Source organism: Paramesorhizobium salinisoli (assembly GCF_003335045.1).
GTDB lineage: Bacteria > Pseudomonadota > Alphaproteobacteria > Rhizobiales > Rhizobiaceae > Paramesorhizobium > Paramesorhizobium salinisoli.
The window spans coordinates 179,741-200,975 of record NZ_QOZG01000006.1 but is presented as its reverse complement, the minus strand read 5'-3'; the positions used below and the strand labels follow the sequence as shown (position 1 = coordinate 200,975).

The 21,235-nt window shown below is 58.3% G+C and carries 19 protein-coding genes; 5 read left to right on the top strand and 14 right to left on the bottom strand.

From position 1 onward, the window contains the following. Positions 1-4: 4 nt before the first annotated feature. The 5 genes from DUT91_RS15700 to DUT91_RS15680 all read right to left on the bottom strand — a co-directional run bounded on the left by DUT91_RS15700 (position 5) and on the right by DUT91_RS15680 (position 5,425). Positions 5-853, bottom strand: coding sequence for a sugar phosphate isomerase/epimerase family protein (locus tag DUT91_RS15700; RefSeq protein WP_114441466.1), 849 nt, complete (start codon positions 851-853; stop codon positions 5-7). Positions 854-857: 4 nt separating this feature from the next. Continuing rightward, on the bottom strand, positions 858-1,853 hold the full coding sequence (locus tag DUT91_RS15695) for an ABC transporter permease (RefSeq protein WP_114441465.1): 996 nt from the start codon (positions 1,851-1,853) through the stop codon (positions 858-860). Beyond that, positions 1,850-2,851 (bottom strand): ABC transporter permease, encoded by a 1,002-nt coding sequence (locus DUT91_RS15690; protein ID WP_114441464.1) that lies wholly within the window; start codon positions 2,849-2,851, stop codon positions 1,850-1,852. The genes DUT91_RS15695 and DUT91_RS15690 overlap by 4 nt, the downstream gene beginning before the upstream one ends. Next, complete coding sequence (locus tag DUT91_RS15685) at positions 2,844-4,358, bottom strand: sugar ABC transporter ATP-binding protein (RefSeq protein ID WP_114441463.1); 1,515 nt, start codon at positions 4,356-4,358, stop codon at positions 2,844-2,846. The genes DUT91_RS15690 and DUT91_RS15685 overlap by 8 nt, the downstream gene beginning before the upstream one ends. A 77-nt stretch (positions 4,359-4,435) precedes the next feature. Next, entirely contained in the window at positions 4,436-5,425 is a 990-nt protein-coding gene (locus DUT91_RS15680) for an autoinducer 2 ABC transporter substrate-binding protein (protein WP_114441462.1), read from the bottom strand. Between the two features lie 239 nt (positions 5,426-5,664). Between DUT91_RS15680 and DUT91_RS15675 the strand changes: the two genes are divergently transcribed. Further along, on the top strand, positions 5,665-6,735 hold the full coding sequence (locus DUT91_RS15675; RefSeq protein WP_114441461.1) for a LacI family DNA-binding transcriptional regulator: 1,071 nt from the start codon (positions 5,665-5,667) through the stop codon (positions 6,733-6,735). 7 nt (positions 6,736-6,742) lie between these two features. Here the strand turns inward: DUT91_RS15675 and DUT91_RS15670 are convergent, their stop codons facing one another. From DUT91_RS15670 to DUT91_RS15645, 6 genes are all read right to left on the bottom strand, one after another. Next, positions 6,743-7,129: an ester cyclase gene (locus tag DUT91_RS15670; protein WP_114441460.1), complete on the bottom strand. Its 387-nt coding sequence runs from the start codon at positions 7,127-7,129 to the stop codon at positions 6,743-6,745. Positions 7,130-7,379: 250 nt separating this feature from the next. Beyond that, entirely contained in the window at positions 7,380-7,928 is a 549-nt protein-coding gene (locus DUT91_RS15665; protein WP_114441617.1) for a glyoxalase superfamily protein, read from the bottom strand. Between the two features lie 225 nt (positions 7,929-8,153). Beyond that, the gene (locus DUT91_RS15660) at positions 8,154-8,489 is read right to left on the bottom strand and encodes a DUF779 domain-containing protein (protein ID WP_114441459.1); all 336 of its coding nucleotides are present in this window, start codon (positions 8,487-8,489) and stop codon (positions 8,154-8,156) included. Between the two features lie 60 nt (positions 8,490-8,549). After that, positions 8,550-10,067 (bottom strand): aldehyde dehydrogenase, encoded by a 1,518-nt coding sequence (adh, locus tag DUT91_RS15655; RefSeq protein ID WP_114441458.1) that lies wholly within the window; start codon positions 10,065-10,067, stop codon positions 8,550-8,552. Between the two features lie 142 nt (positions 10,068-10,209). Beyond that, positions 10,210-11,175 (bottom strand): GAF domain-containing protein, encoded by a 966-nt coding sequence (locus tag DUT91_RS15650; protein WP_114441457.1) that lies wholly within the window; start codon positions 11,173-11,175, stop codon positions 10,210-10,212. A 102-nt stretch (positions 11,176-11,277) separates the two neighbouring features. After that, entirely contained in the window at positions 11,278-12,792 is a 1,515-nt protein-coding gene (locus DUT91_RS15645) for a S10 family peptidase (protein ID WP_114441616.1), read from the bottom strand. Between the two features lie 464 nt (positions 12,793-13,256). Here DUT91_RS15645 and DUT91_RS15640 point away from each other — a divergent pair, with 464 nt between their 5' ends. Continuing rightward, positions 13,257-15,059 (top strand): ABC transporter ATP-binding protein, encoded by a 1,803-nt coding sequence (locus DUT91_RS15640; protein WP_114441615.1) that lies wholly within the window; start codon positions 13,257-13,259, stop codon positions 15,057-15,059. Between the two features lie 235 nt (positions 15,060-15,294). Here DUT91_RS15640 and DUT91_RS15635 read toward each other — a convergent pair whose 3' ends face one another. Next, entirely contained in the window at positions 15,295-15,879 is a 585-nt protein-coding gene (locus tag DUT91_RS15635) for a membrane-anchored protein (RefSeq protein WP_245419746.1), read from the bottom strand. Between the two features lie 236 nt (positions 15,880-16,115). Further along, positions 16,116-17,165 (bottom strand): glycosyltransferase family 2 protein, encoded by a 1,050-nt coding sequence (locus tag DUT91_RS15630; RefSeq protein ID WP_281032617.1) that lies wholly within the window; start codon positions 17,163-17,165, stop codon positions 16,116-16,118. Positions 17,166-18,154: 989 nt separating this feature from the next. Here DUT91_RS15630 and DUT91_RS15620 point away from each other — a divergent pair. Further along, the gene (locus tag DUT91_RS15620; RefSeq protein ID WP_147272192.1) at positions 18,155-19,495 is read left to right on the top strand and encodes an O-antigen ligase family protein; all 1,341 of its coding nucleotides are present in this window, start codon (positions 18,155-18,157) and stop codon (positions 19,493-19,495) included. A gap of 69 nt (positions 19,496-19,564) precedes the next feature. On the opposite strand, the gene DUT91_RS15615 is transcribed toward DUT91_RS15620, so the two are convergent. Further along, positions 19,565-20,161, bottom strand: coding sequence for a TetR/AcrR family transcriptional regulator (locus DUT91_RS15615; protein ID WP_114441452.1), 597 nt, complete (start codon positions 20,159-20,161; stop codon positions 19,565-19,567). 70 nt (positions 20,162-20,231) lie between these two features. On the opposite strand from DUT91_RS15615, the gene DUT91_RS15610 reads away from it, so the two are divergent. Both DUT91_RS15610 and DUT91_RS15605 read left to right on the top strand, forming a co-directional pair. After that, positions 20,232-20,657 carry a VOC family protein gene (locus tag DUT91_RS15610; RefSeq protein WP_114441451.1) on the top strand — a complete coding sequence of 142 codons (426 nt, stop codon included), beginning with the start codon at positions 20,232-20,234 and terminating at the stop codon, positions 20,655-20,657. A gap of 69 nt (positions 20,658-20,726) precedes the next feature. Continuing rightward, complete coding sequence (locus DUT91_RS15605) at positions 20,727-21,182, top strand: GNAT family N-acetyltransferase (protein WP_245419745.1); 456 nt, start codon at positions 20,727-20,729, stop codon at positions 21,180-21,182. Positions 21,183-21,235: the final 53 nt, after the last annotated feature.

The window sequence follows — 21,235 nt, the reverse complement described above, 5'->3', positions numbered from 1 at the left end:
CGGCTTAAATCAGGCCGTATTGCCGCGCCTTGTTGCGCAGGAATGGCAGACCATTGCCCATCACCTCGGCTTCGTCTTTTGCAACAGGCCGCCAGACGGCCAGACCGTAGGATACTTCGGGCGGCATGTTGATGAAGCTCTCCATGGCGAGCCCGCCCTTGAAGCCGATGGCCGCGAGCGCGGCATAAATCGCGTCCCACGGGCAATTTCCATCGCCAGGCGTGCCACGGTCGCTTTCCGAAAGATGGATATATTTGAGATGGTCGCGCGCATCGAGAATGCCGTTGGCGGCGCCTTTTTCCTCGATATTCATGTGATAGGTGTCGAGATGGACAAAGATGTTGTCGGCGCCGACGCGTTCGATCATCTCCACAGCCTGGCGGCCGGTGTTGATCAGGTGGTTTTCATAGCGGTTGACCGCCTCTATGCCGAGTTCGATGCCAAGCGGCTTGGCATATTTCGCGGCGGCCTGTAGCGCGCGGGCGATGTTGTCGTATTCGCCTTCGGTCGGCGGAACGCCTGTGCGTTCGCCGATGCCGCCGAAGATGACGCCCGACAGCGCCTCGGCGCCCATTTCCGCCGTCTTGTCGATGGCGACCTTCAGATATTCGACCGCCGCGTCCGGCCGCACCGACGCCCATGCGCGCTCCGGCAGGCCAAGCGAACAGACGGCGCGCAGCTCATGTTTTTGAAGAAGCGCATGTGTGTGCGCAGCATCGACGGCAGATGCGTTGAGCAGAGCGATCTCGATGAAGTCCATCTTGTATTTGACCGCCGCGGCCACCGCTTTTTCGGCGCCGGCACGATCCCAGTTCATGGTCCACATGCTGGTGTGAACGCCAAAGCCTTGCATGGATCTATCCCTTTATCCGTTGGAGAAATTTGAGGCGTCCTGCCGAAAAGCGCAGGACCATCACGGCGATGAGGAGAATGCCCCAGACTGCTGTTGCCAGATGCTGGTTGGCACCGATCAGGTTTAGACCGGAGGACAGCAATTGCAGGACGACAAGCGCGACGAAAACCGGGATCACCCTGCCGAACCCGCCGAACGGATTGACGCCTCCCAGGAAGCAGGCGAGCACGGTGATCAGCAGATAGGATTCACCGTGGCCGACGCGGACCGAGTTGAACCGCGCCATCATGATGATGCCTGCAATCGCGCACATGGCGCCGGAAAGCGTATAGACCAGGACCTGAACCCGGCGCGTGTTGATGCCGGAATATCGGGTCGCCTCGATATTCGAGCCGATCATATAGGTGTTGAATCCAAGCTTCGTCCGCGTCAGCAGCAAGTGCCAGATCAACACGCAGATGATGAAGATCAAAAGCGGGATCGGAAGGCCCAGGATGCTGCCGTGGCCCAGGGGCTGGATGAAGGCGGGAAAACCCGAGATATCCCCGCCCCTCGTCAGGAATTCACCTAGCCCGCGCAGGAAAATCATCATCGACAGCGATACAAGTATCGGATGGGCGCGCGTATAGGCAATGACGAGCCCCATCACCAGACCGCTTGCCGCGCCAACCCCGATCGCGAGCAGGCAAGCCATGAAAAAGGCGAATGGCCCCGCATCCACGCCGCCATTGCTCTTGAGCACCCAGGCCGCCGTCAGCCCGGCGATATTGGCCGTGAAGGTGATGGCGAGGTTCAGACCGCCGGTCAGAACAGGCAGCAGCATGGCAAGCGTGAGCAGCCCCAGCTCCGGCAGTTGAAAGGCAACCGAGCCGAAGGTGGCGCGGCTGAGGAATTGCGGCGAAGCCAGGCTGAAGAACACGATGACGGCGAGGAGTGCGAAGCCTGGTCCGGCCATCTCCGGGCCGAGAAATGCCCTTGTGCGATTGAAAAGCGCGTTCATCCGCGACCTTTCGCCTGACGCATGAAGGGCAGGCGTTTCTCCAGATTGCTATTCGACAATGTGATGGCGGCGAGGATGATGGCACCGATAATCATCTTGAAGGCGAAGGGTGAAACGCCGGCAAGATTGAGCCCGTTCTGGGTGATCGATATCAGGAGCACGCCCAGCACGCAGCCCAATACAGTACCCTTCCCGCCGCCAAGCCGCGCCCCGCCAAGGACCACGGCGGCAAGCACATCGAGCTCGCGGCCATAAAGTGCGTTCGGCACCACTTCCTGGGCATAATGCGCCTGGACCAGTCCCCCGATGCCCGCCATCAGCCCGAGCCAGCCGAAAGCGATGAACTGCATGGCGGCTATATTGACGCCAAAGCGCCGTGCCCCGTCCGGATTATCGCCAAAGGCATAGAGCTGGCGGCCGGTCGTGGTCCTCGTGATGAATATCCAGGTGGCGATGACGCAGATGGTCATGACCAGCACCGGCAGGGTGATCTCGATCCAGCTCCCGTCGGCCATCTCACGCTCGTAAAGGATCACCCGTTCGGTGAGCCAATCCGGCAAATTGTAGATCGAGACGCCACGCGTGAAGAACATCAGCAAGCCGAAATAGATATTAAAGGTGGCGATGGTCGCAACGATGGAAATGATCCGAAATTTGTGGATCAGGAAGGCATTGAAGGCGCCGAGAAGTACGCCCACCCCACCGGCGATCAGGAGGCCGCTGATCCACCCGCCGCCGCCGATCCAGCCGAGCAGGATGGCCGTGACATATTGCGCAACCGATGCAGCGACCGCGAACGAAATATCGATGCCGCCAGCGATCAGTACCACCAACAGGCCGACGGCGAAGATGATGTTGACGGAGCTCGAATTGAGCAGGTCGAACGCGTTTCCGGGCGTGAGAAAGCTGTCGGTCGAGAGTGACAGGACCACGCTGATGACGGCTATCACCACAAGCAGCGCGAATTCCGTTGCGTGAGACTGGATGATGCTACGCATAGACGGCCGCCTCGATATCGCGCAGCGTACAGTCGCGCGGTGCGAAACGATTGACGATCCGCCCCTCGGCCATATGCAGCACGCGGTCCGCGTGGAAATAAACCTCCGGCACTTCGTCGGAGATCAGGATGATCGCCAGGCCGCTATCGGCCAGTTTGGCGATGATCTCGAAGATGCCGGCGCGCGCGCCGACATCGACGCCGACCGTTGGTGCATCGAGGATGAGCAGTTTCGGATCGGTCGCCAGCCACTTGGCGATGGCAATGCGTTGCTGGTTGCCGCCGGAAAGCGTCGAGACCGCATCGCCCTGGCGTCCGATCCTTATACCCAGATTGGTGATCCATCCGGCGACCAGTTCGCGTTTCCGGTCATCGGAAAGGAAGCCGCCAGAGGTGATCCTGCCCAGCGACGCGACCACCAGATTGTCGGCAATCGATTGTGGCTGAACAAGGCCAAGCGATAGCCGGTCCTCCGAGAGGTAAGCCACGCCTGCCGCTATGGCATCACGGTTGGAGGAAAAACGCACCGGCTTTCCCTCAAGCCTGATTGTGCCCGAGCGTGGTTTGAGCATGCCGAACAGCGAAAGCGCCAGCTCCGTGCGCCCGGCGCCGAGCAGGCCGGTGATCCCCAGCGTCTCGCCACGCCTCACGGTGAAGGAGATATCCTCGAACAATCCCGGTCGTGAAAGGTTCTGGACCTCCAGCACGACCGGATTTGCGCTGACATCACGCGCGCGCAGCTTATGGTCGAAGGTTTTGCCCGTCATCAGTTCGGTGATCCGCGACTGGATCATGCCGGCGGCCGGATAAACGCCGACCAACGCGCCATCGCGCAGCACGGTCAGCCGGTTCGAGATGTCGAGTACTTCGGCCAGCCGATGGCTGACGAACACCACTGCGACACCAGCTGCAGATAAATTCCGGACGATATCGAGGAGATGGTCGGTCTCCGATTGCGTCAGCGATGCGGTCGGCTCGTCCATGAAGACCAGCTTGGCTTCGCCAACAAGTGCGCGGGCGATTGCCACAATCTGACGCTGGGCGATGGCATATTCCTTCAGGGGCAGATCGACATCGAGGCTCACACCCAGCCGCGCCAGCGCCTTGACGGCTATGTCGCGCATGTGGCCATAATGAACAAAACGCGGCCGACTGCCAAGCACGGTCTGGAAGGCAATGTTCTCCGCCACAGTCATTTCCGGAAACAGCGCAAGATCCTGCCAGATGACCTGGATACCGGCGGCCTGCGCCGTCATGGGCGACATATGCGGATATGTCTGCCCATCATAGTCGATGATGGTGCCGGGTTCCGGCCGATAGACGCCGGTGACGATCTTGATCAGGGTGCTTTTGCCGGATCCGTTCTCGCCCGCAAGGCAATGCACTTCGCCGGGCAGGACATCAAAGCTGACGTTTTTCAGCGCGCTGATGCCGCCGAAGCTCATGTTGATATTGCGCAGGGAAAGCAAGGGTTTTGGACTGCTCTCCATACTCGTCATTTCTGCCATTATCGACAACCTGCGAAGATATGGGCACCGCCGGACCAGCCGAAACCAGCCCGGCGGCGGGGAGGATGCTCTGCTGGTCAGAGCCCCATGGCTGCGAGATCGGCGACCGTGTCCTTGTTGATCGGCACGAGCTGATCGACAATAATGTTGCGGTTCTCGAAATCGGGCTTGATCTTGCCGAGGCCCTCGATCTCATCGTCGTCCTTCGGCTCTTCGCCTTTCATCAATTTGTCGGCAAGCGTTACGAAAACTTCACCGGCCTGCTTTGGATTCCACATGAAACCGCCGGAAATGGCGTCTTTCATCAGCAATTTCTGGCCCTGTCCGGGAGAAAAGGGGCCGAGAACGAAGATCTTGCCGATCTTGCGCCGTTCTTCGATTGCGCGGCCCGCCCCGATCGGGCCCTGGCTGCCAAAGGCGAGGAAGCCCTTGAGATCAGGATGGGCCGAGATGAGATCAAGCGCGGTACTGCGGCTCTTGTCGACATCTTCGGCTACGCCGTACCGGTCGCCGACCAGTTTCATATCAGGGTGGTTCTTCTTGAGATAGGCGATCGCCGCGTCAGCCCAGGCATTATGCAACGGCACGGTCAGCGAGCCGACGAAGACCGCATATTCTCCCTTGCCACCGGTTTTCTCGGCCAGGAGCTTGGCGTGGGCTTCGCCGAAACCGGTGGACGAAGCGAGCTCGAAATCCCAGTCGGCACCCTTCTGGCCCGGTGATTCATGGGTAATAACGATAATACCCTGTTGCTTGGCCTTGGTCAGCACCGGCTCGAGCACCTTGGCATCGTTCGGCACGACGCCGATCACCTTCACGCCCTGGGCAATGAGATCCTCGATCGCGCGAACCTGAAGCGCCGGATCGGCACTGGTCGGACCGACCATGAAAGCATCAATACCAAGCTTTTCGCCGCGCTCCTTGATGCCGGCGTCCATGGCATTGAACCAGGGAATGCCGCCTATCTTGACGACGACGCCGACTTTACCGGGATCTGCGGCAAAGGCCGCAAGCGAGGTGCTGAGCGATAGCGACGCGACAAACGCGCTGACCAAGAGCTTCTTCATGTCTTTTCCTCCTCCAAAACGTTTCCGCGTAGGAAACACCAGGGGCGCCAATGGCACTCCCAGGTCAGACCGATTTGACGCGGATTTCGCATCCTCCCATTCACCGCCTCCTCAAGCGGCACCACGCCATGCACAATCGATATTTCGTTTTGCACAATCGATGGTGCATTCAATATCTTTGAGAATTAAACTTTCGTCAAGAGCAGATCGGCACTAAGGGAGGGTCAGGAGGTACGGGCATGAATCATCAAAGCAAGAAGAAGGCGACGATCTACGATCTTTCCATTCTGTCCGGATGTTCCCCTTCCACGGTCAGCGCGGTTTTGAACGGCACCTGGCAAAAGCGCCGCATCAAGCAAAGCACGGCCGAACGCATCCAGAGCCTTGCCGAACAACACCGCTATACCGCCAACCTGCAGGCAAGAGGGCTTAGAAGCTCCCGCTCCGGTCTCGTCGGTCTGCTGCTGCCGGTACATGACAATCGCTATTTCTCCTCGATGGCCCAGACATTCGAAGCCGAAGTGCGCAGTCACGGAAAGTGCCCTGTCGTCGTCAGCGCCTGCCGCGATCCCGTGGAAGAACAGGCGACCGTCGAAACGCTGATTTCCTATTCGATCGATGAGTTGTTTATTGCCGGTGCGACCGACCCTGATGGGGTCCATGTGCTGTGCGAAGCCGCCGGCATCCGGCACATCAATATCGACCTTCCTGGAACGAAGGCGCCCTCCGTGATCAGCGACAATTATGAGGGTGCCCGCATGCTGACGCAGGCAATCATTCAGCGACTGGCGGCAACCGGCTCCCCGGAACCCGATGAGGTCTATCTGTTCGGCGGGCGCGATGATCATGCCACCCGCGAACGCATAAGGGGTTTTCGCGACGTCAAGAGGCAGATGCTTGGCGCGGATCCGGATGAGTGCATCCAGCCAACCGGCTATTCACCGGACATGACGCAAAAGGCATTCGAGACATATTATGCGCGCGAAAAGAAAGTGCCACGCGGTCTTTTCATCAATTCCTCGATCAATTTCGAGGGTTTTTTGCGCTTCCTCGCGCAGCATCCGCATGAAACTTTCGCGGATATCGTCGTGGGCTGCTACGATTATGACCCGTTCGGTTCGTTTCTCCCATTCCCCGTCCTCATGATCAGACAGGATGTCGCGGGAATGCTTGCCAAGGCATTCGAGATCATGGAGGAAAGCCGTCCGGCGGCCAAAATCCATCTGATCGCCCCTGAACTTGTCCAACCGCGAACAGCGCTGACCGGCCCGCTCGACCTGATCAGGGAAATCGATACGTTTACCCGCTGAATTTTCGCTAGAGCTGGGCTTCGATAGCGGCCTTGTCTATGACGGACCAAACCTTTTCGATCCGCCCGTGCCGGAACGCATAGAACACGTTCTCCGCAAACGAGATTCTCTTCCCGTTTACCCGAAGACCAAACAGGATTCCTTTCGGCGTGCAGTCGAAGCTCAGGCGGCTTGCTATATGAGGTGGCTGGGAGATCAGTAGTTGGATGCAAAAATAAAGGTCCGGAATCGCACGGAAATCCTCCACCAGCATTTCGCGATACCCTGACAAGCCAATCCGCTTACCATTGTAATGAACGTCCTCATGGACAAACTGCCCCAGGTTCGACCAGTCCTGTTGGTTCAAACAGGCAATATAGTCCCGGTAAATATCGGCAAGGTCGGCTCCCGTCATGCAGTTGCCCTTACTTTCTTCGCGATTTCCAACGCAAGTTAAAGTGGCCCAGAAGTTCTGGCTAGTCACTGCGGAAGACGAACGCAGCGACCTTGCGGTAATCCTCCCGCCGCCGCACGAGCGGTTCTTAATGAGAAACGGCGCGAAGAACGCCCGTTGCGGATCGCTCATTGGTCCTCGACTCAACGCTGCTCCCCTCAAAGAGCAGCGTTGAGTCATAGCTCCAGCGGATCGCCACAGACCATTGTTTTTATCGGCTTTTGATCTCCATGAACCGGATGCGGTTGTTGAAGGGGTCGATGACCTGCAGTTCCACCCGATCCCCGTCGTCCTGAAGCCCGGGCTTCATATAGCGATAGTCCTGGGCCTGAAGCTCTTTGTGAAGATCACGGATGCCCGTCATATAGACGCACATATTGCCGCCGGGTGTAGCGTCTCCGGCGTGTTCCGACAGGTGCAGCCTCAGCCCGGATCGCGAGATCTGCATATAAAGCGGAAAATTGTCTCCGTAGCGGTGTTCCCAATCAACGGCGAAGCCGAGAAATCCGAGATAGAACTCACTCGCCTTTGCAACATCGAAGATGCGAACAATCGGAACCGCCTGCTCAAGGGCGATCCCCTGGGCGGACCGAGCCGCCTCGTCCTTGTCGATCTTCGCCGACATAATGTTCCAGTTTATCAACCCGAACTGGCGGGCAACGATCTCAAGCGCCTCGCTGTGGGTGATTGTTATGTCGCGCTCGGCAAGTGCTTCCCGCATGGCTTTCGCCATGGCCTTTGAATCGCGATAGTCGCGCATGTCCGTTTCCTTCGTCACGGCGAAGTCTTCGTCAGCGCCCGCATTACCAACGCCTTCGCCCGACGGTTGAACGGTCAGGAAGGATTGAGTGGAAGGCGTTCGCCATGCCCCTTGAAGGGGCGCGGGCTGCTGGCCGCCTCCGGCCATAAAGCCACATTAGCGATGGGGGCCGCTGTTGTCAGCCAGAAATTGCACGCTGCGATGGATCAGGCTTGTCCACACCACCTAGCGAACAGCACAAATCTTCGAGCGGGTCAGGAACCGCTTCTCGCGGCCATTGTCGAGCGAGAACATACCCCCGCGGCCGGGCACCACGTCGATGATGAGGTCTGTATGCTTCCAAGCCTCGAACTGCGAAGCGCTGATATAGAACGGGGCGTCGCCGATATGCCCGAGCAGCACGTCGTTATCACCCACGATGAAATCGCCTTGCGGAAAGCACATCGGCGATGAGCCATCGCAACAGCCGCCGGACTGGTGGAACAGCACAGGACCGTGTTCTTCGATGATTTCACGAAGCAGCTCCAATGCGGCAGGCGTGGCTGACACCTTATCGTTCATGCGATCCTCCCTGAAATGGGCGGCGCGGCCCGCCAGAGCCGCGCCGCCGATATTGCCGGTTCAGAAGAAGCCGAGCTTCTTCGGGCTGTAGCTGACAAGCATGTTCTTGGTATTTTGATAATGGTCGAGCATCATCTTGTGATTTTCGCGCCCGATGCCGGACTGCTTGTAGCCGCCGAATGCCGCATGCGCCGGATAGGCGTGGTAACAGTTTGTCCAGACCCGACCGGCCTGAATGGCACGACCGAAGCGATAGCAGCGGTTTGCATCACGGCTCCAGATGCCGGCTCCCAGACCGTAAAGCGTGTCGTTGGCAATCGACAGCGCCTCGTCATCATCCCTGAAGGTCGTGACCGAAACGACCGGCCCAAAAATCTCCTCCTGGAAGACACGCATCTTGTTGTGTCCCTTGAAGACGGTCGGCTTGACGTAATAGCCGCCGGCGAGATCGCCTGGCAATTCGTTGCGCTCGCCGCCCGTCAGGACTTCGGCGCCTTCCTGCCGGCCGATGTCGAAATAGGAGAGGATCTTCTCCAACTGTTCGGACGACGCCTGCGCGCCGATCATCGTGGCGGGGTCGAGCGGATCGCCCTGGACGATTGCCTCGACGCGTTTCAGCGCCCGCTCCATGAATTCATCGTAGATGTCTTCCTGGATAAGCGCCCGGCTCGGGCATGTGCAGACCTCGCCCTGATTGAGGGCGAACATAACGAAGCCTTCGATCGCCTTGTCGAAAAAGTCATCATCCGCCGCGGTCACGTCCTTGAAGAAGATGTTGGGCGATTTGCCGCCCAGTTCGAGTGTGACGGGGATCAGATTCTGGCTGGCATATTGCATGATCAGCCGCCCGGTCGTCGTTTCGCCGGTAAACGCGATCTTGGCGATGCGCGGCGACGAGGCAAGCGGCTTGCCCGCTTCGAGGCCGAAACCGTTGACGATGTTGAGCACGCCTGCAGGCAACAGATCGCCAATGAGATCCGCCCACAGCATGATCGTCGCCGGCGTCTGCTCGGCAGGCTTGAGGACGACGCAATTGCCGGCGGCGAGCGCCGGGGCGAGCTTCCAACAGGCCATCAGCAGAGGAAAATTCCACGGGATAATCTGGCCGACGACGCCCAGCGGCTCATGGAAGTGATAGGCGACCGTATCATGGTCGATTTCGGAAATCCCGCCCTCCTGGGCGCGGATAGCGCCGGCGAAATAGCGGAAATGGTCGATGGCGAGCGGCAGGTCGGCGGCGGTCGTCTCGCGGATCGGCTTGCCATTGTCCCATGTTTCGGCAAGCGCCAGAAGATCGAGATTTTCTTCCATGCGGTCGGCGATCCGGTTGAGCATCACGGCGCGCTCGGCAGCGCTCGTGCGCCCCCATGCCTCCTTGGCCGTATGCGCGGCATCGAGCGCTGCTTCGATATCTGCGGCATCAGAACGGGCGATCTCGCCGAGCGGTCTGCCTGTCACGGGTGAAATGTTTTCGAAATACCTTCCTGATTTTGGCGCGACCCACTGGCCGGCGATGAAGTTGTCATAGCGCTTGGCGAAGGGAACCTTTGCCGTGCGGGAAAACTCAATTTTGTTCATGACTTCCTCCCGAGAAGCGACGCCGCAGGATGCGGCGTTCCGGAGGAAAGCATCGCCATTGGTGCTTCTGCTGTCAGCCCGCTCAAAGACGATCACATGCCACAACTGTCGCAATCCTGCGACAGTTGGCCGGTCTGGAAAATCAATGCGGTCGAGAAACCCCGAAACGCTTCAGCTTGCGGTGCAATGTGGCGCGGCTGACGCCGAGAAGCGTGGCGGCGGCCGAGACATTGCCGTCTGCGCGGGCCAGCGCCCGTTGCAGGACGCCGCGCTCCGCTTGGTCAAAATTCTCCGCCTCGATCGTCGAGCCGAACAGGCTGCTCACTGGAACGGGTTTCTCCAAACAATCGGGTGTGATCCCCAATGCCAGCCGGGCGGCACGCGTCGCACCGATCACAAGATCATCGGCATCGACCGCGACCAGGGCTCTGCCACTCTTGTCGGCGACCGGCGCCAGTAAAATGCGCGCCTTGGGAAAAGACATACGGAAATGATCGATTTCGATGCGCCGCGCCGCGTCGATCACCGCCATCGAAATCAGATTGACGAACCCCTCCGTCAGATCGGCGCGGCAGGACGATACATCCAGGGCCGCGACCAGATTTCCCTCATGATCATAAATGGGTGCGGTCGTGCAGCTCAAAGCCGTATTGCGCGTCAGGAAATGCTGATCACGGTGGATGGTGAGCGCCCGCTGTTCCACCAGGCAGGTGCCGATGCCGTTGGTGCCCTCGCTATCTTCGCTCCAGACTGATCCGGTCCACAGGCCCCATTCCCGAAAAGTCTCGTCATCGGCAACTGCCCCGCGCCGCTCGACAGGCACGCCGTCGCGATCCGCCAGCAGAACGCAGCACCCCACCCCGCCCACCGCCAGATAAAGTCTGTCCAGGCTGGACTTGGCTGCGGCAAGAAGCGGCTCGATTTTTTGCCGGGCCTCACCGAGTTCGATATCCGTCAGACGCTTTGGAGATTTTCTATGAGCCGGATCGAGCCTGTGGAGATTGCAGGACCTGCGCCAGGACGCTATCAGCGCGGATTTGGCGGCGGCATCAGACGCGATCGCGGCCTGAACCCGATCTGCATGACGATCAAAAGAATGTTCGTCCATGCGCTCCTCCCGAGGCGTGAACACATATGCCGATCAGGCACCGCTCCCATTTCGCAAGCATAGAATGAGCCCGGAGCAGCGGCGGGTCAAGGACAACCGGATCTATTCCACCGTATCGGCATAAAGCTCGGCGGCATGTTCCTTCAGCGCCCGCCGCCCATCCGCCCTAAAATACATCATGTGCCCTCCCTCCACGACCGTAAGGCGCATGGGCTTTGCTCCGGCAAGGGAGGGAACCTGGTCCACCAGATAACGCGACGTCATGTAAGGCGTCACGAGATCCGTATAGCCATTGACGATCAGGACACCCAGAGCGGGGTTCAGCGAGCGCGCCCGCTGGAGATCGTTCATGACGCCAGCATAGCCTTGACGCGCAGGCGTCGTTCCGTAATCCCAGACGCGGCTGATCTCGCCGTTCAAGAGCCGATAGCTGATATCGGTGCGGAAATTCAGTTCGTCGCGTGCATAGGCCACAAACGCCGAGGTCAGCGCCGGCACACTGCGATCGAGCACAGGGTCAGGGCCGGCATTTCTACCGCTGGCGGGATCGATATCCGCCGTCGCGATCGCGCCGTCATAAGCGCTCAGGACATCACGCCTGGCTCGTGCGAACTCCTTTGCGAAGAGCGCTGTCGGAATACGCGCGAAATTCCGTTGGACGAGGTCGAGCGGCAGGCCGGTGATCTCCGCCACACGCGGGCTTGCTCGCTGCCCGCCTTCCTCCAGCCCGCCGGCAATGGCGGTGAGATAGTCGCCGAGCGCATAGCGTTCGACTTCGGCCAGTTGCGCCCGCAGCGCATCGCCCGTGATCCCTTCACTTTGCAAACGCACTGCGGCAAGGGATGGAAGTTCGAGCGCCCAATGCAGAGGGTCGAATTCGTCAGGCCGCACCAGCATGAATTCGAGCGCTGGTGAGATCAGCACGACTCCGTTCACATTCACCCCGGCGTCGTCTTGAAGCGTTTTGGCAAGAAGCGCGGCCCGAAACCCGCCATAGCTTTCGCCCGCAAGAAAGACCGGCGATCCGATGCGGCCGGTCTGGGTGAGATATAGGCGGATGAACGATCCCATCGCGGTCGCATCCTGATTGACACCCCAGAAACTGCGCGCCTCCTGACCGGGAGCCTCGCGGCTATACCCTGTCCCCACAGGATCAACAAAAACGAGATCTGTCATGTCGAGCCAGCTATCCGGATTATCCACAAGCGCTTGCGGCGGCGGCAGAAACGCACCATTGGGCGCAGTGGGTATGACGCGGGGGCCGATAGCGCCGAGATGCAGATAGGCGGATGCCGCTCCCGGACCCCCATTGAAAACGAAGGTGACAGGGCGTTTCGCATTGCCGGAGGCTTCGCCTGAGCGCGTGTAAGAAACGTAGAATATCTCTGCGGTAACGTCGCCCTTGGCGGACAGAAGCGACACGGTGCCGGCTTTTGCTTGATAGTGCAGCATGCGCCCGGCAAGGGAGATCGAATGGTCGGTCGTCTGTGGCGGCGGGAGAAGCGACAGCACGCCGCCTGAAGGTGCGGGCCGCTCGGCAAGCGCTCCCTCCCCTGGAAAAGGACTGACAGCAAGCAGAAACAAGATAACGGCCACCGCTTTTTTCTTGATACGCATGGTGCCTCCAGGTCCGGAAAATGTCTTCATAGTACGGCCGATCATGCATCAGTAGTGCTTGAAGTCAAAGGGCCAGCGATCCTCCTCAGTGCAACGGCCCTAACATTGCTGTTATAATGGCCTGTTGCACCTTGATCACACATAACAATGAAAGAATTAGCGAGGACTTGGCGAATCCGGATTGACCGTCTATGAAGATCGTCCCGTTCAGTCCTTCAAAGGAGGCTACGAATGCCAGCATTCGATTCTTCTCAGCAAGGCAGCGGCTTGAGGATCATGCGCGACTAGGTCACCACCGACCACTCCTCGCGTCGGAACGTCAAGGCAGCTGCCGCCCGAGCCCCTCCCGCATGGGACGCGCTCGGTAGTATCCCGGCACCGCCTGAAAGACGTATTTTCCGTCACGGCGACGTTTTCACGAATTTCCGATTTGGGACCGGATGCGTCTGCATCCGGCTGATATCATGGTTTCTTTCCGCAATGCCTTGCGGGGCAACGCTTTTCGCAGTGTGTTCCGTTTCCTGAGCGCCCATTGGCGTCGTCAGCCGGTGAGGCTCGCCGTCATTATTGTTGCCGTGCTCATCTCGACGATGGCCGACGTGCTGACCCCGCTTTATTCCGGCCATCTGGTCGATGCCGTGGCGCGAGGTGCGGCCACAGACGAAGTCGCCTGGAATGCGGCAATGGCGGCCTTCTTCATGCTGCTTGCCCTTTCGGGCGGCGCCACGATCCTGCGCTATGTCACCTTTATCGGCATCACCGACCTGACGCTGAAGATGATGTCGGAAATCGCCGCCGACGCGTTCCACCGGGTGCAGCGCTTTTCGACCGACTGGCACGCCAACAGCTTCGCCGGCTCGACCGTGCGCAAGATCACGCGCGGCATGTGGTCGCTCGACCTCCTGAACGACACGATCCTGGTGGCGCTGCTTCCGTCTGCCGTCATGCTGGTGGGCACGACTCTCCTGCTTGGCTGGTATTGGCCGATGATGGGGCTGATCGTGGCTGTCGGCTCGGTTCTCTATGTCGCCCTTACGGTCGCGCTTTCGCTGGGTTATGTCGCGCCGGCGGCGAGCCTCGCCAATGCGTGGGATACGCGTCTCGGCGGGGCACTGGCCGATGCCGTCTCGTGCAACGCGGTCGTCAAGGCCTTCGGTGCGGAAGCACGCGAGGATACGCGCCTTGGAGCGGTAATCGCAAAGTGGCGGAGCCGCACGCGCCGCACCTGGGTGCGTGGCACGATCAACGGCACCGCGCAAGGTGTGACATTGCTCATTCTGCGCGCGGCGGTCATCGGCTTCGCGATCGTCCTTTGGAGCCAAGGCCGCGCAAGCGCCGGCGATATCACCTTCGTACTCACCTCCTTCTTCGTGCTGCAGGGATATCTGCGCGATGTCGGCATGCATGTGCGCAACGTACAGCGCTCGGTCAACGAGATGGAAGAACTGGTCGATATCCATGACCAGCCGCTCGGCGTCGAGGACCGTCCCGGCGCTGTGCCGATCCGCATCGAAAACGGGCGTATCGATTTCGAGAATGTCACCTTCCATTATGGCGGACATGCCAAGCCGCTCTACCGGGACTTCTCTCTGTCGATCCCTGCGGGCCAGCGCGTCGGCCTCGTCGGGCACTCCGGCTCAGGCAAGACCACATTCGTCAAGCTGATCCAGAGGCTGCATGACGTCACCGATGGCCGCATCCTGATCGACGGCGAGGATATCGCGCAGGTTCAGCAAGCGTCGCTGCGGTCGGCGCTCGCCATCGTGCAACAGGAGCCGATCCTGTTCCACCGGTCGCTGGCCGAGAACATCGCCTATGCCCGGCCTGGCGCGTCGATGGCCGAGGTGGAGCGCGCCGCAAGGCTTGCAAGTGCCCACGAATTCATCACGGGCCTGCCCAAGGGCTATGCGACGCTGGTGGGTGAGCGCGGTGTAAAGCTTTCCGGCGGCGAGCGCCAGCGTGTCGCGATCGCCCGGGCCTTTCTGGCCGACGCGCCCATCCTGATCTTCGATGAGGCGACATCAAGCCTCGATTCGGAATCGGAGGTGCTGATCCAGGAGGCGATGGAACGGCTGATGGTCGGCCGCACGACGCTGGTCATCGCGCACCGGCTCTCCACCGTCCGCTCCCTCGACCGGCTATTGGTTTTCGACCGGGGCCGTGTGATTGAGGAAGGCGACCATGCCCAACTCATCCGGCGCGAGAACGGCGTCTATCGCAGGCTCTTCGAACGCCAGGCGCTGGAACTGACCAAGGGCTTCGTTTGATCTCGGAAGGGCCGCCCCCCGGCCCTTCCCGCCACGCCGACGGTATCCTCCGCGTTCAAGTCCGATAAGCATCACGCATGTGCCCGTCTACCGACGGCGCAACCGCATCAAGCGGTGCTTCAATCGATAAAAACACTTGCGTCGCTGCGCAACGCGCCAAGGCTGAAGTACCCGGCATCTCTCAAGCTTCGTCTATCGCCGCTTCAATGATCTGATGCGGTGAATGCCGATCCCCCTAGCGCTGTCTCTGCGCCTTCGTCGTGAGGGTTTCATCTGTCCAAAGCGGCAGACCCGATACGCTGGCGACATGCGGATCGGCCGTGAACAATGGATGCCCCTCATCGATCAGTGCCTGCAGTATCTGCTTGTCGGTTCCGGCATGCAGACGTTTCATATTGGCGTCGTTATAGATGTGCCCCGAGGAATCGGGATCGATCCCGGTGATGATCACAGCCTTTGCACCGTTCAGCAGCGCATAGAATACGGCAGTGATGCCGTTCGAAAACTTCATGTCGTCGTTGATCTCGACATTGAGCTTTCCCATCACGCCTTCATACATCGCCATGCGCGTGAAACGATTGACCAACCTCAACTCATCATAGACGTAATTGAAGGCAGCAAGCCCAGACTTGAGCCGGCCAAGACTTTGCGGCCAGCGAACGACATAGAGGAGCTTCGTCCGCTTACCCTCCAATACCTTGCGAACATGGATGGCATTTGTCGTCTGGCCCTCAACCTGGTTGAACTGCATGAAGGTTGCATCCGGCACATCGACACCCCATTCGCCGATAACGCTTTGGGAGCCGTTCACCGTGATCACGTGAAAACGATCATCAAACCCTGCGGGAATGGTTGAAACCGGCGCGGAGCCAACGACGACGACCGGTCCGCTGAATCTGGACGGATGCTGCGGTGGTCGGGGCCTTGAGATTCTATACAGCAGAGATCGCCGCATCCTGGTGACAAACTCAAAACGACGCAGTTTCAATGATTCCGACCTTTCGACTCCCTGGAGCGCCTATCCGTCTGCACGGACAAGCGCGGAAGGATCATGTTTTAAAACACGGTTTTGAAGAAGCCGAGTTCCGCCAATTGCTGTGAATTGCGAAATTCGTTGGAAATCTCCGAGCGGAGATAATCGAGCTGTCCCTTTTTGATGGCTTCGAGCATGTTCTTATATGATCTGGACCCCCGATAATACTGGTTGTCCGCTATGGCTTCTCTAACGAGCTTCTCTGTCTGATCGAAGAACTTGAAATGCAGCAATGATCCCATGATTGGCGAGAAATTCCGGGTGAACGGCCATGGCTTGTGTATGCTTACACCGAAGGTGATTTCACCTTCCACATAAACGAGAGGATATTTCATCAGCTCGTCATGGATATCCGGGTTGTTCAGGACTCGGGCTCTTGGGCCGCCTGACATGATCATGCCCGATCCCGTGCGAAGCAGGCGATAACCCTCCACGTCGAACATATTGGCTATCTCCCACGGCATCACATCGCTCGATCCATCAAAAACAGCGGATGTGATAGCGTCCCCCGGATAGCAATCGATCATCGGCGCAGGACAATGCGTTATGCCCGCGGCCTCCAGACCCGCGATGAATTGGGGGAGCCTCTTTGTCTCATACTGATGATAGATGAAATATTCATCGCAATCGACATTCAGATACCAGCGATTCGTACCGTAGAGCTGGACGATCGCTTCCCGCCATGACCTGCCCCCATTGGCCTCCCGATAGCGGATGTCGGATCCGAACAGATCGACGTCACTCTCTTCGAGAAGGAATTCGCGTGTTCCGTCTGTCGAACGGTCGTCTATACAGAGGAAGCGTGTCACCCCTAATGTACGATAATGCAGCAAGAACGACCGCAAAAATCGCAAACTGTTGCGAGTCAGGAAAATCAGCGGGATATCTTCTGGCCCGAGTGGGCGGATATCGGGCGATTTAAGTGGAGATATGCAAATTTCGCCCGGATTTCTCTTCACCTTGAAGCTACGCCATTTGCTGAGAAGCGCGTGGCCGAGCGTTCTTGCAAAGTGGTCGTGATAATCGTTGGCATGAGACCGGTATGGAAACGGAATCTCCGCTCCCCCACGCATCATTTTTTTCGTTCTAAGAGCTATCCTATTATCTCCACCACCTGAAAGTCATCCGTATGAGAAGGCTCAGGACTAGCGCCCTAACACGCGTCAAGCTTTCTGTCGAGATTGGACCTAACGCGTACAGCGGACCTCGCTGACGACGATCACAGGGCGCTCCACCTCGGCCTCAACGATGCGGACGGTTCCGGTGCAGTTTCGGCGATCAGGTGCAGGAAGCGGTGCAGGGTTGAGAACCAGCGGATCGTTCTGCGACAGCACAATCGCCCGATCAGAAGGCGCGGCAGCGGCGCCGATGAGCGAGAGTACAGCGATAAATAAAAAAAGAGAGCGCCTACACACGGCAATGTTCCACTGTTAAATATCCATTGACTTTCATTTTATCCTACAAATAGAAGATGTACTTTCTCGTTACAAATAATAGTTAACAAAACTTTCTTCTCCATCAATTGAAGATTACATAAATAAGTTTTCTTGCGCATTTTGGTTGTTATTGTCTTCAGAAGTTATTATTTTTAATAGAGAATGTTTTTAATGCGCAAAACGAACCATTCCTATTGAAACTATTAGGGTATATTCGGCATTAAATCCTGTGTAGCATTTACTGGAGAACAAAAATGTCTACTCTCGAAATCACGATGATTGGAATCACCGCCGGAATGCTGGCGCTGATACTCGCTCTCGCGATTGCTGGTGTATTATAGCCTTCACACAGTATACTTATTCCGGCAAGTACTGCACCGCGTACTGCAGAATCTCTGTCGCATTTTTCTGCTTTCAACACCATCCCGATACATCCGCTGCGCCCCGTGCTTGCTGAAAAGCACTGCGCCAGATTTGAAGCCTCTGCTCCTGTCTCGTCTCCCTGGTTTCGCGCAGATGTTGAAATTCCCGCGGGTTCCATTTAGGTCAAGTAACATTCTGTGCTCTTGCGAGCATTTTTGCGGCCTACGCCTTCTGTCAGGGCGACTTAAACTGGACGTGTGGATTTGGGACGATTTGGCCGCGACTTCATCTTTCTGGGGATTTTCGCGCTATTCTGGATCACGACCACGCCGTTCACGGATCTGAGGTCCGGAGATGTGTTGCTGGCGCAGGAGACCGGAAACGCAGCCCATCAGATCGCTGTCCTGCTCATGCTCGCCATGTCATTCCTGTTGCTTTGGCCGCAGCGAAAGGTCGCGATGTCCGCCATTTCCGCGGCGCTCATCTGCGTTCTCCTCTGGCAGTTGGTCACTGTCATCATTTCGGCGCATCCGGATCTCTCGATCCGCCGGTACATTCTCAATGTATCGGTGATTGTCGTGACACTTGCCTGGGTCCTGGCACCAGAAGATACAACCCATTTCCGGCGCTTGCTGCGCGGCGGGTCGGCCTTCGTCCTGGGGCTGGCCTATTTCGGCGTCCTCGTGTGGCCTCAAGTATCAATCCACAATTTGAACGAGGTCACTGAGCTGATAAACGCCGGATCCTGGAGAGGCCATTTCTCGCACAAGAACGTGGCGGGGCCGGCAATGGTCGTTTTGACGCTGTATTGGCTTTACCTGGCTGAGACCACACAAAAGGGGACAGCAAAGGCAATCTACTGGATATTGGCACTGCTTTCGCTGAACTTCCTCTACCACACGAACAACAAGACCTCGATCGGTCTTCTCATGATCATGTTCGGGCTCGCGGCCATTATCAGGCGGAGCCGATCTCTCTGGCTTCAGATGATCGTGGCTTATACTCCGGCCGGGTTGATGGCGCTTTTGACTCTCGGATCCGTTATTTTCGAGCCCATGAAACAATTGGTGACGGCACTGGTTTCCGATCCGACCTTCACCAACAGAACCGAAATCTGGAACTTCGCCCTCAGCCAGTTACAACACCGGCTCTTGACCGGCTTCGGCTTCGAAGCATTTTGGGCCACGTCCGACTTGCGAAGTGGATTTCATGAGACATGGGCCGCCACGGCGGGTCACGCACATAATGGTTATTTGAACGTCGCCATGTCGAGCGGCCTCATTGGGGTGTTCCTCACAATCTGGCTGATCGTCATCAATCCTCTGCGAGACTTCAACAGGAGCCAGAAAACGGATAATGACCCTTTTCTGGGGCTGCTTTTCCTACGGATATGGCTTTTCATGCTGCTTTACGCAAATCTGGAATCTCCGTTTTTCGTGGGTCGGGGTCAGGTTTGGTTCAGCCTCTTGGGCGCCATGTTCGGACTGAGGCTTCATGCCAGAATGCAGCAACTCGCCGCCCCAGCGCCATCGGGCAATGAACGCCTTCCCGACAGGCCTGCAAACCGCGTTCCAGGGCTCCCGGAAAGGGCGGCAGCAAAATAGGTGCGGAAGAGCAGTATCATGACGAAGACCAGAGGGAGCGTTGTACACTATGTGTAGCCCCGCTCCCGGCTAAGGGCGTCGCGCCAAACCGCCGATCAATCCCGCCAGCGCCGCGCGAAAACTTTGTGCATCGGCGCCCGTCTCTGTGACAAGGGCCGCGCGGTCAAAGGCAGCACCGATAAGCGCGGTAAGCGCATCGAGCGGCAGGGAGCGAATGGCGCCCGCTTCCATGGCCGCCTGCAGGCCTTCCCGCAAGGTGCGGTTGCCATGCAGGCTGTCAATCTCGTCCATCACCGCGTGACCCAGCACAGCCGGCCCGTCGAGCAGGATAAGGCGTGTGCGGCCGGGCACGGTCATGGCAGCGAGGAAGGCATGGCCGCCTTCGATCAGCGCGTCTATGGGCGGAAGCTCAGGACCGGCCATCGCCTCGATCTCCTCGGCTACCCTTTCGGCTTCCCGCTCCACCACGGCCCGAAACAGCGCCTGCTTGTCGGCGAAATGGTGGTAGAGAGCGCCGCGCGTCACGCCTGCGACCTCAACGATTTCTGGCGTACTGGTTTCGGCATAGGATTTTTCCACAAAAAGACGCCGGGCCGCGTCGATGAGCTTTTCGCGCGTTTGCCCGGATCGCTCCCGATTGGAGCGGCGTGTGCTAATCTCTTGCATACATGCAGCCTGTATGTTATCTACGGATACATGCAGACTGTATGTTAAATTTCTTGGAAAAGGAAGTCACATGAAATCCACCAGCTACTATCCCGTGCTCCTGACCAGCGATGTGGCTAGGACCACCGCCTTTTACCGCGACCATTTCCGCTTCGAGCCAAAATTCCAAAGTGAGTGGTATGTGCATCTGCAATCACGGGAAGACCAAGGCATAAACCTCGCCGTCCTCGACGCAAGCCATGAAACCATTCCACAGGTCGGCCGCGGACAAGTCTCGGGGCTGATCCTCAATTTTGAAGTGGAAGACGTCGACGGGGAGTATGAGCGGGCGAAAAACGCCGGACTGCCGATCCTTCAGGAACTGCGCGATGAAGCTTTCGGCCAGCGTCATTTCATAACCGCCGATCCCAATGGCGTGCTGATCGACGTGATCAAGCCGATCCCGCCCTCGGCAGAGTTCGCCACGCAGTACAGTGCTGACGCGCTGCCGCAGTAAGCGACCGTTGACGGCGGCATTTGGGTCTGCATGAGTGAATGGGCAGGAAATACATCATGGAAACATGCCGTGTCCTATGAATTGAGATCCGTATCTTCTCCCGAAGACTGGCTGCATCTGCATGCCATCAGACGCAGTGCTCTGTTCACGCCCGGGCGTCATTCATTTGCCTATGATGAGAACCATCCGGACGATAGGGCACCCGGAAACCTGCCTTTCCTGCTCCTCGCCGATTCCAGACCCGTTGGCGTGGTGCGCCTCGATTTGCGTGGAGAGATAGCGATCGTTCGACTTGTTGCGATTGCCGACGAGGAGCAGGGCAAGGGCCACGGGAGGAAACTAGATCGGCTGATCGAAGCGGAAGCCAGACGCCGGCACGTCAGACAATTACGGCTCAACGCCGCTCCGGCAGCGCTTGGATACTATGAGAAGATGGGCTGGCGGCGCGCCAACTGGGACCCGGATGAACTGGTCGGGTTGGCAGAGAACTGCATCCAGATGAGCAAGGAACTGGAAAGCGATTAGCTGATCTTCTGCCGCCGACAAACCCTGAAACGAACGGATTTGCGCGGTGCGGC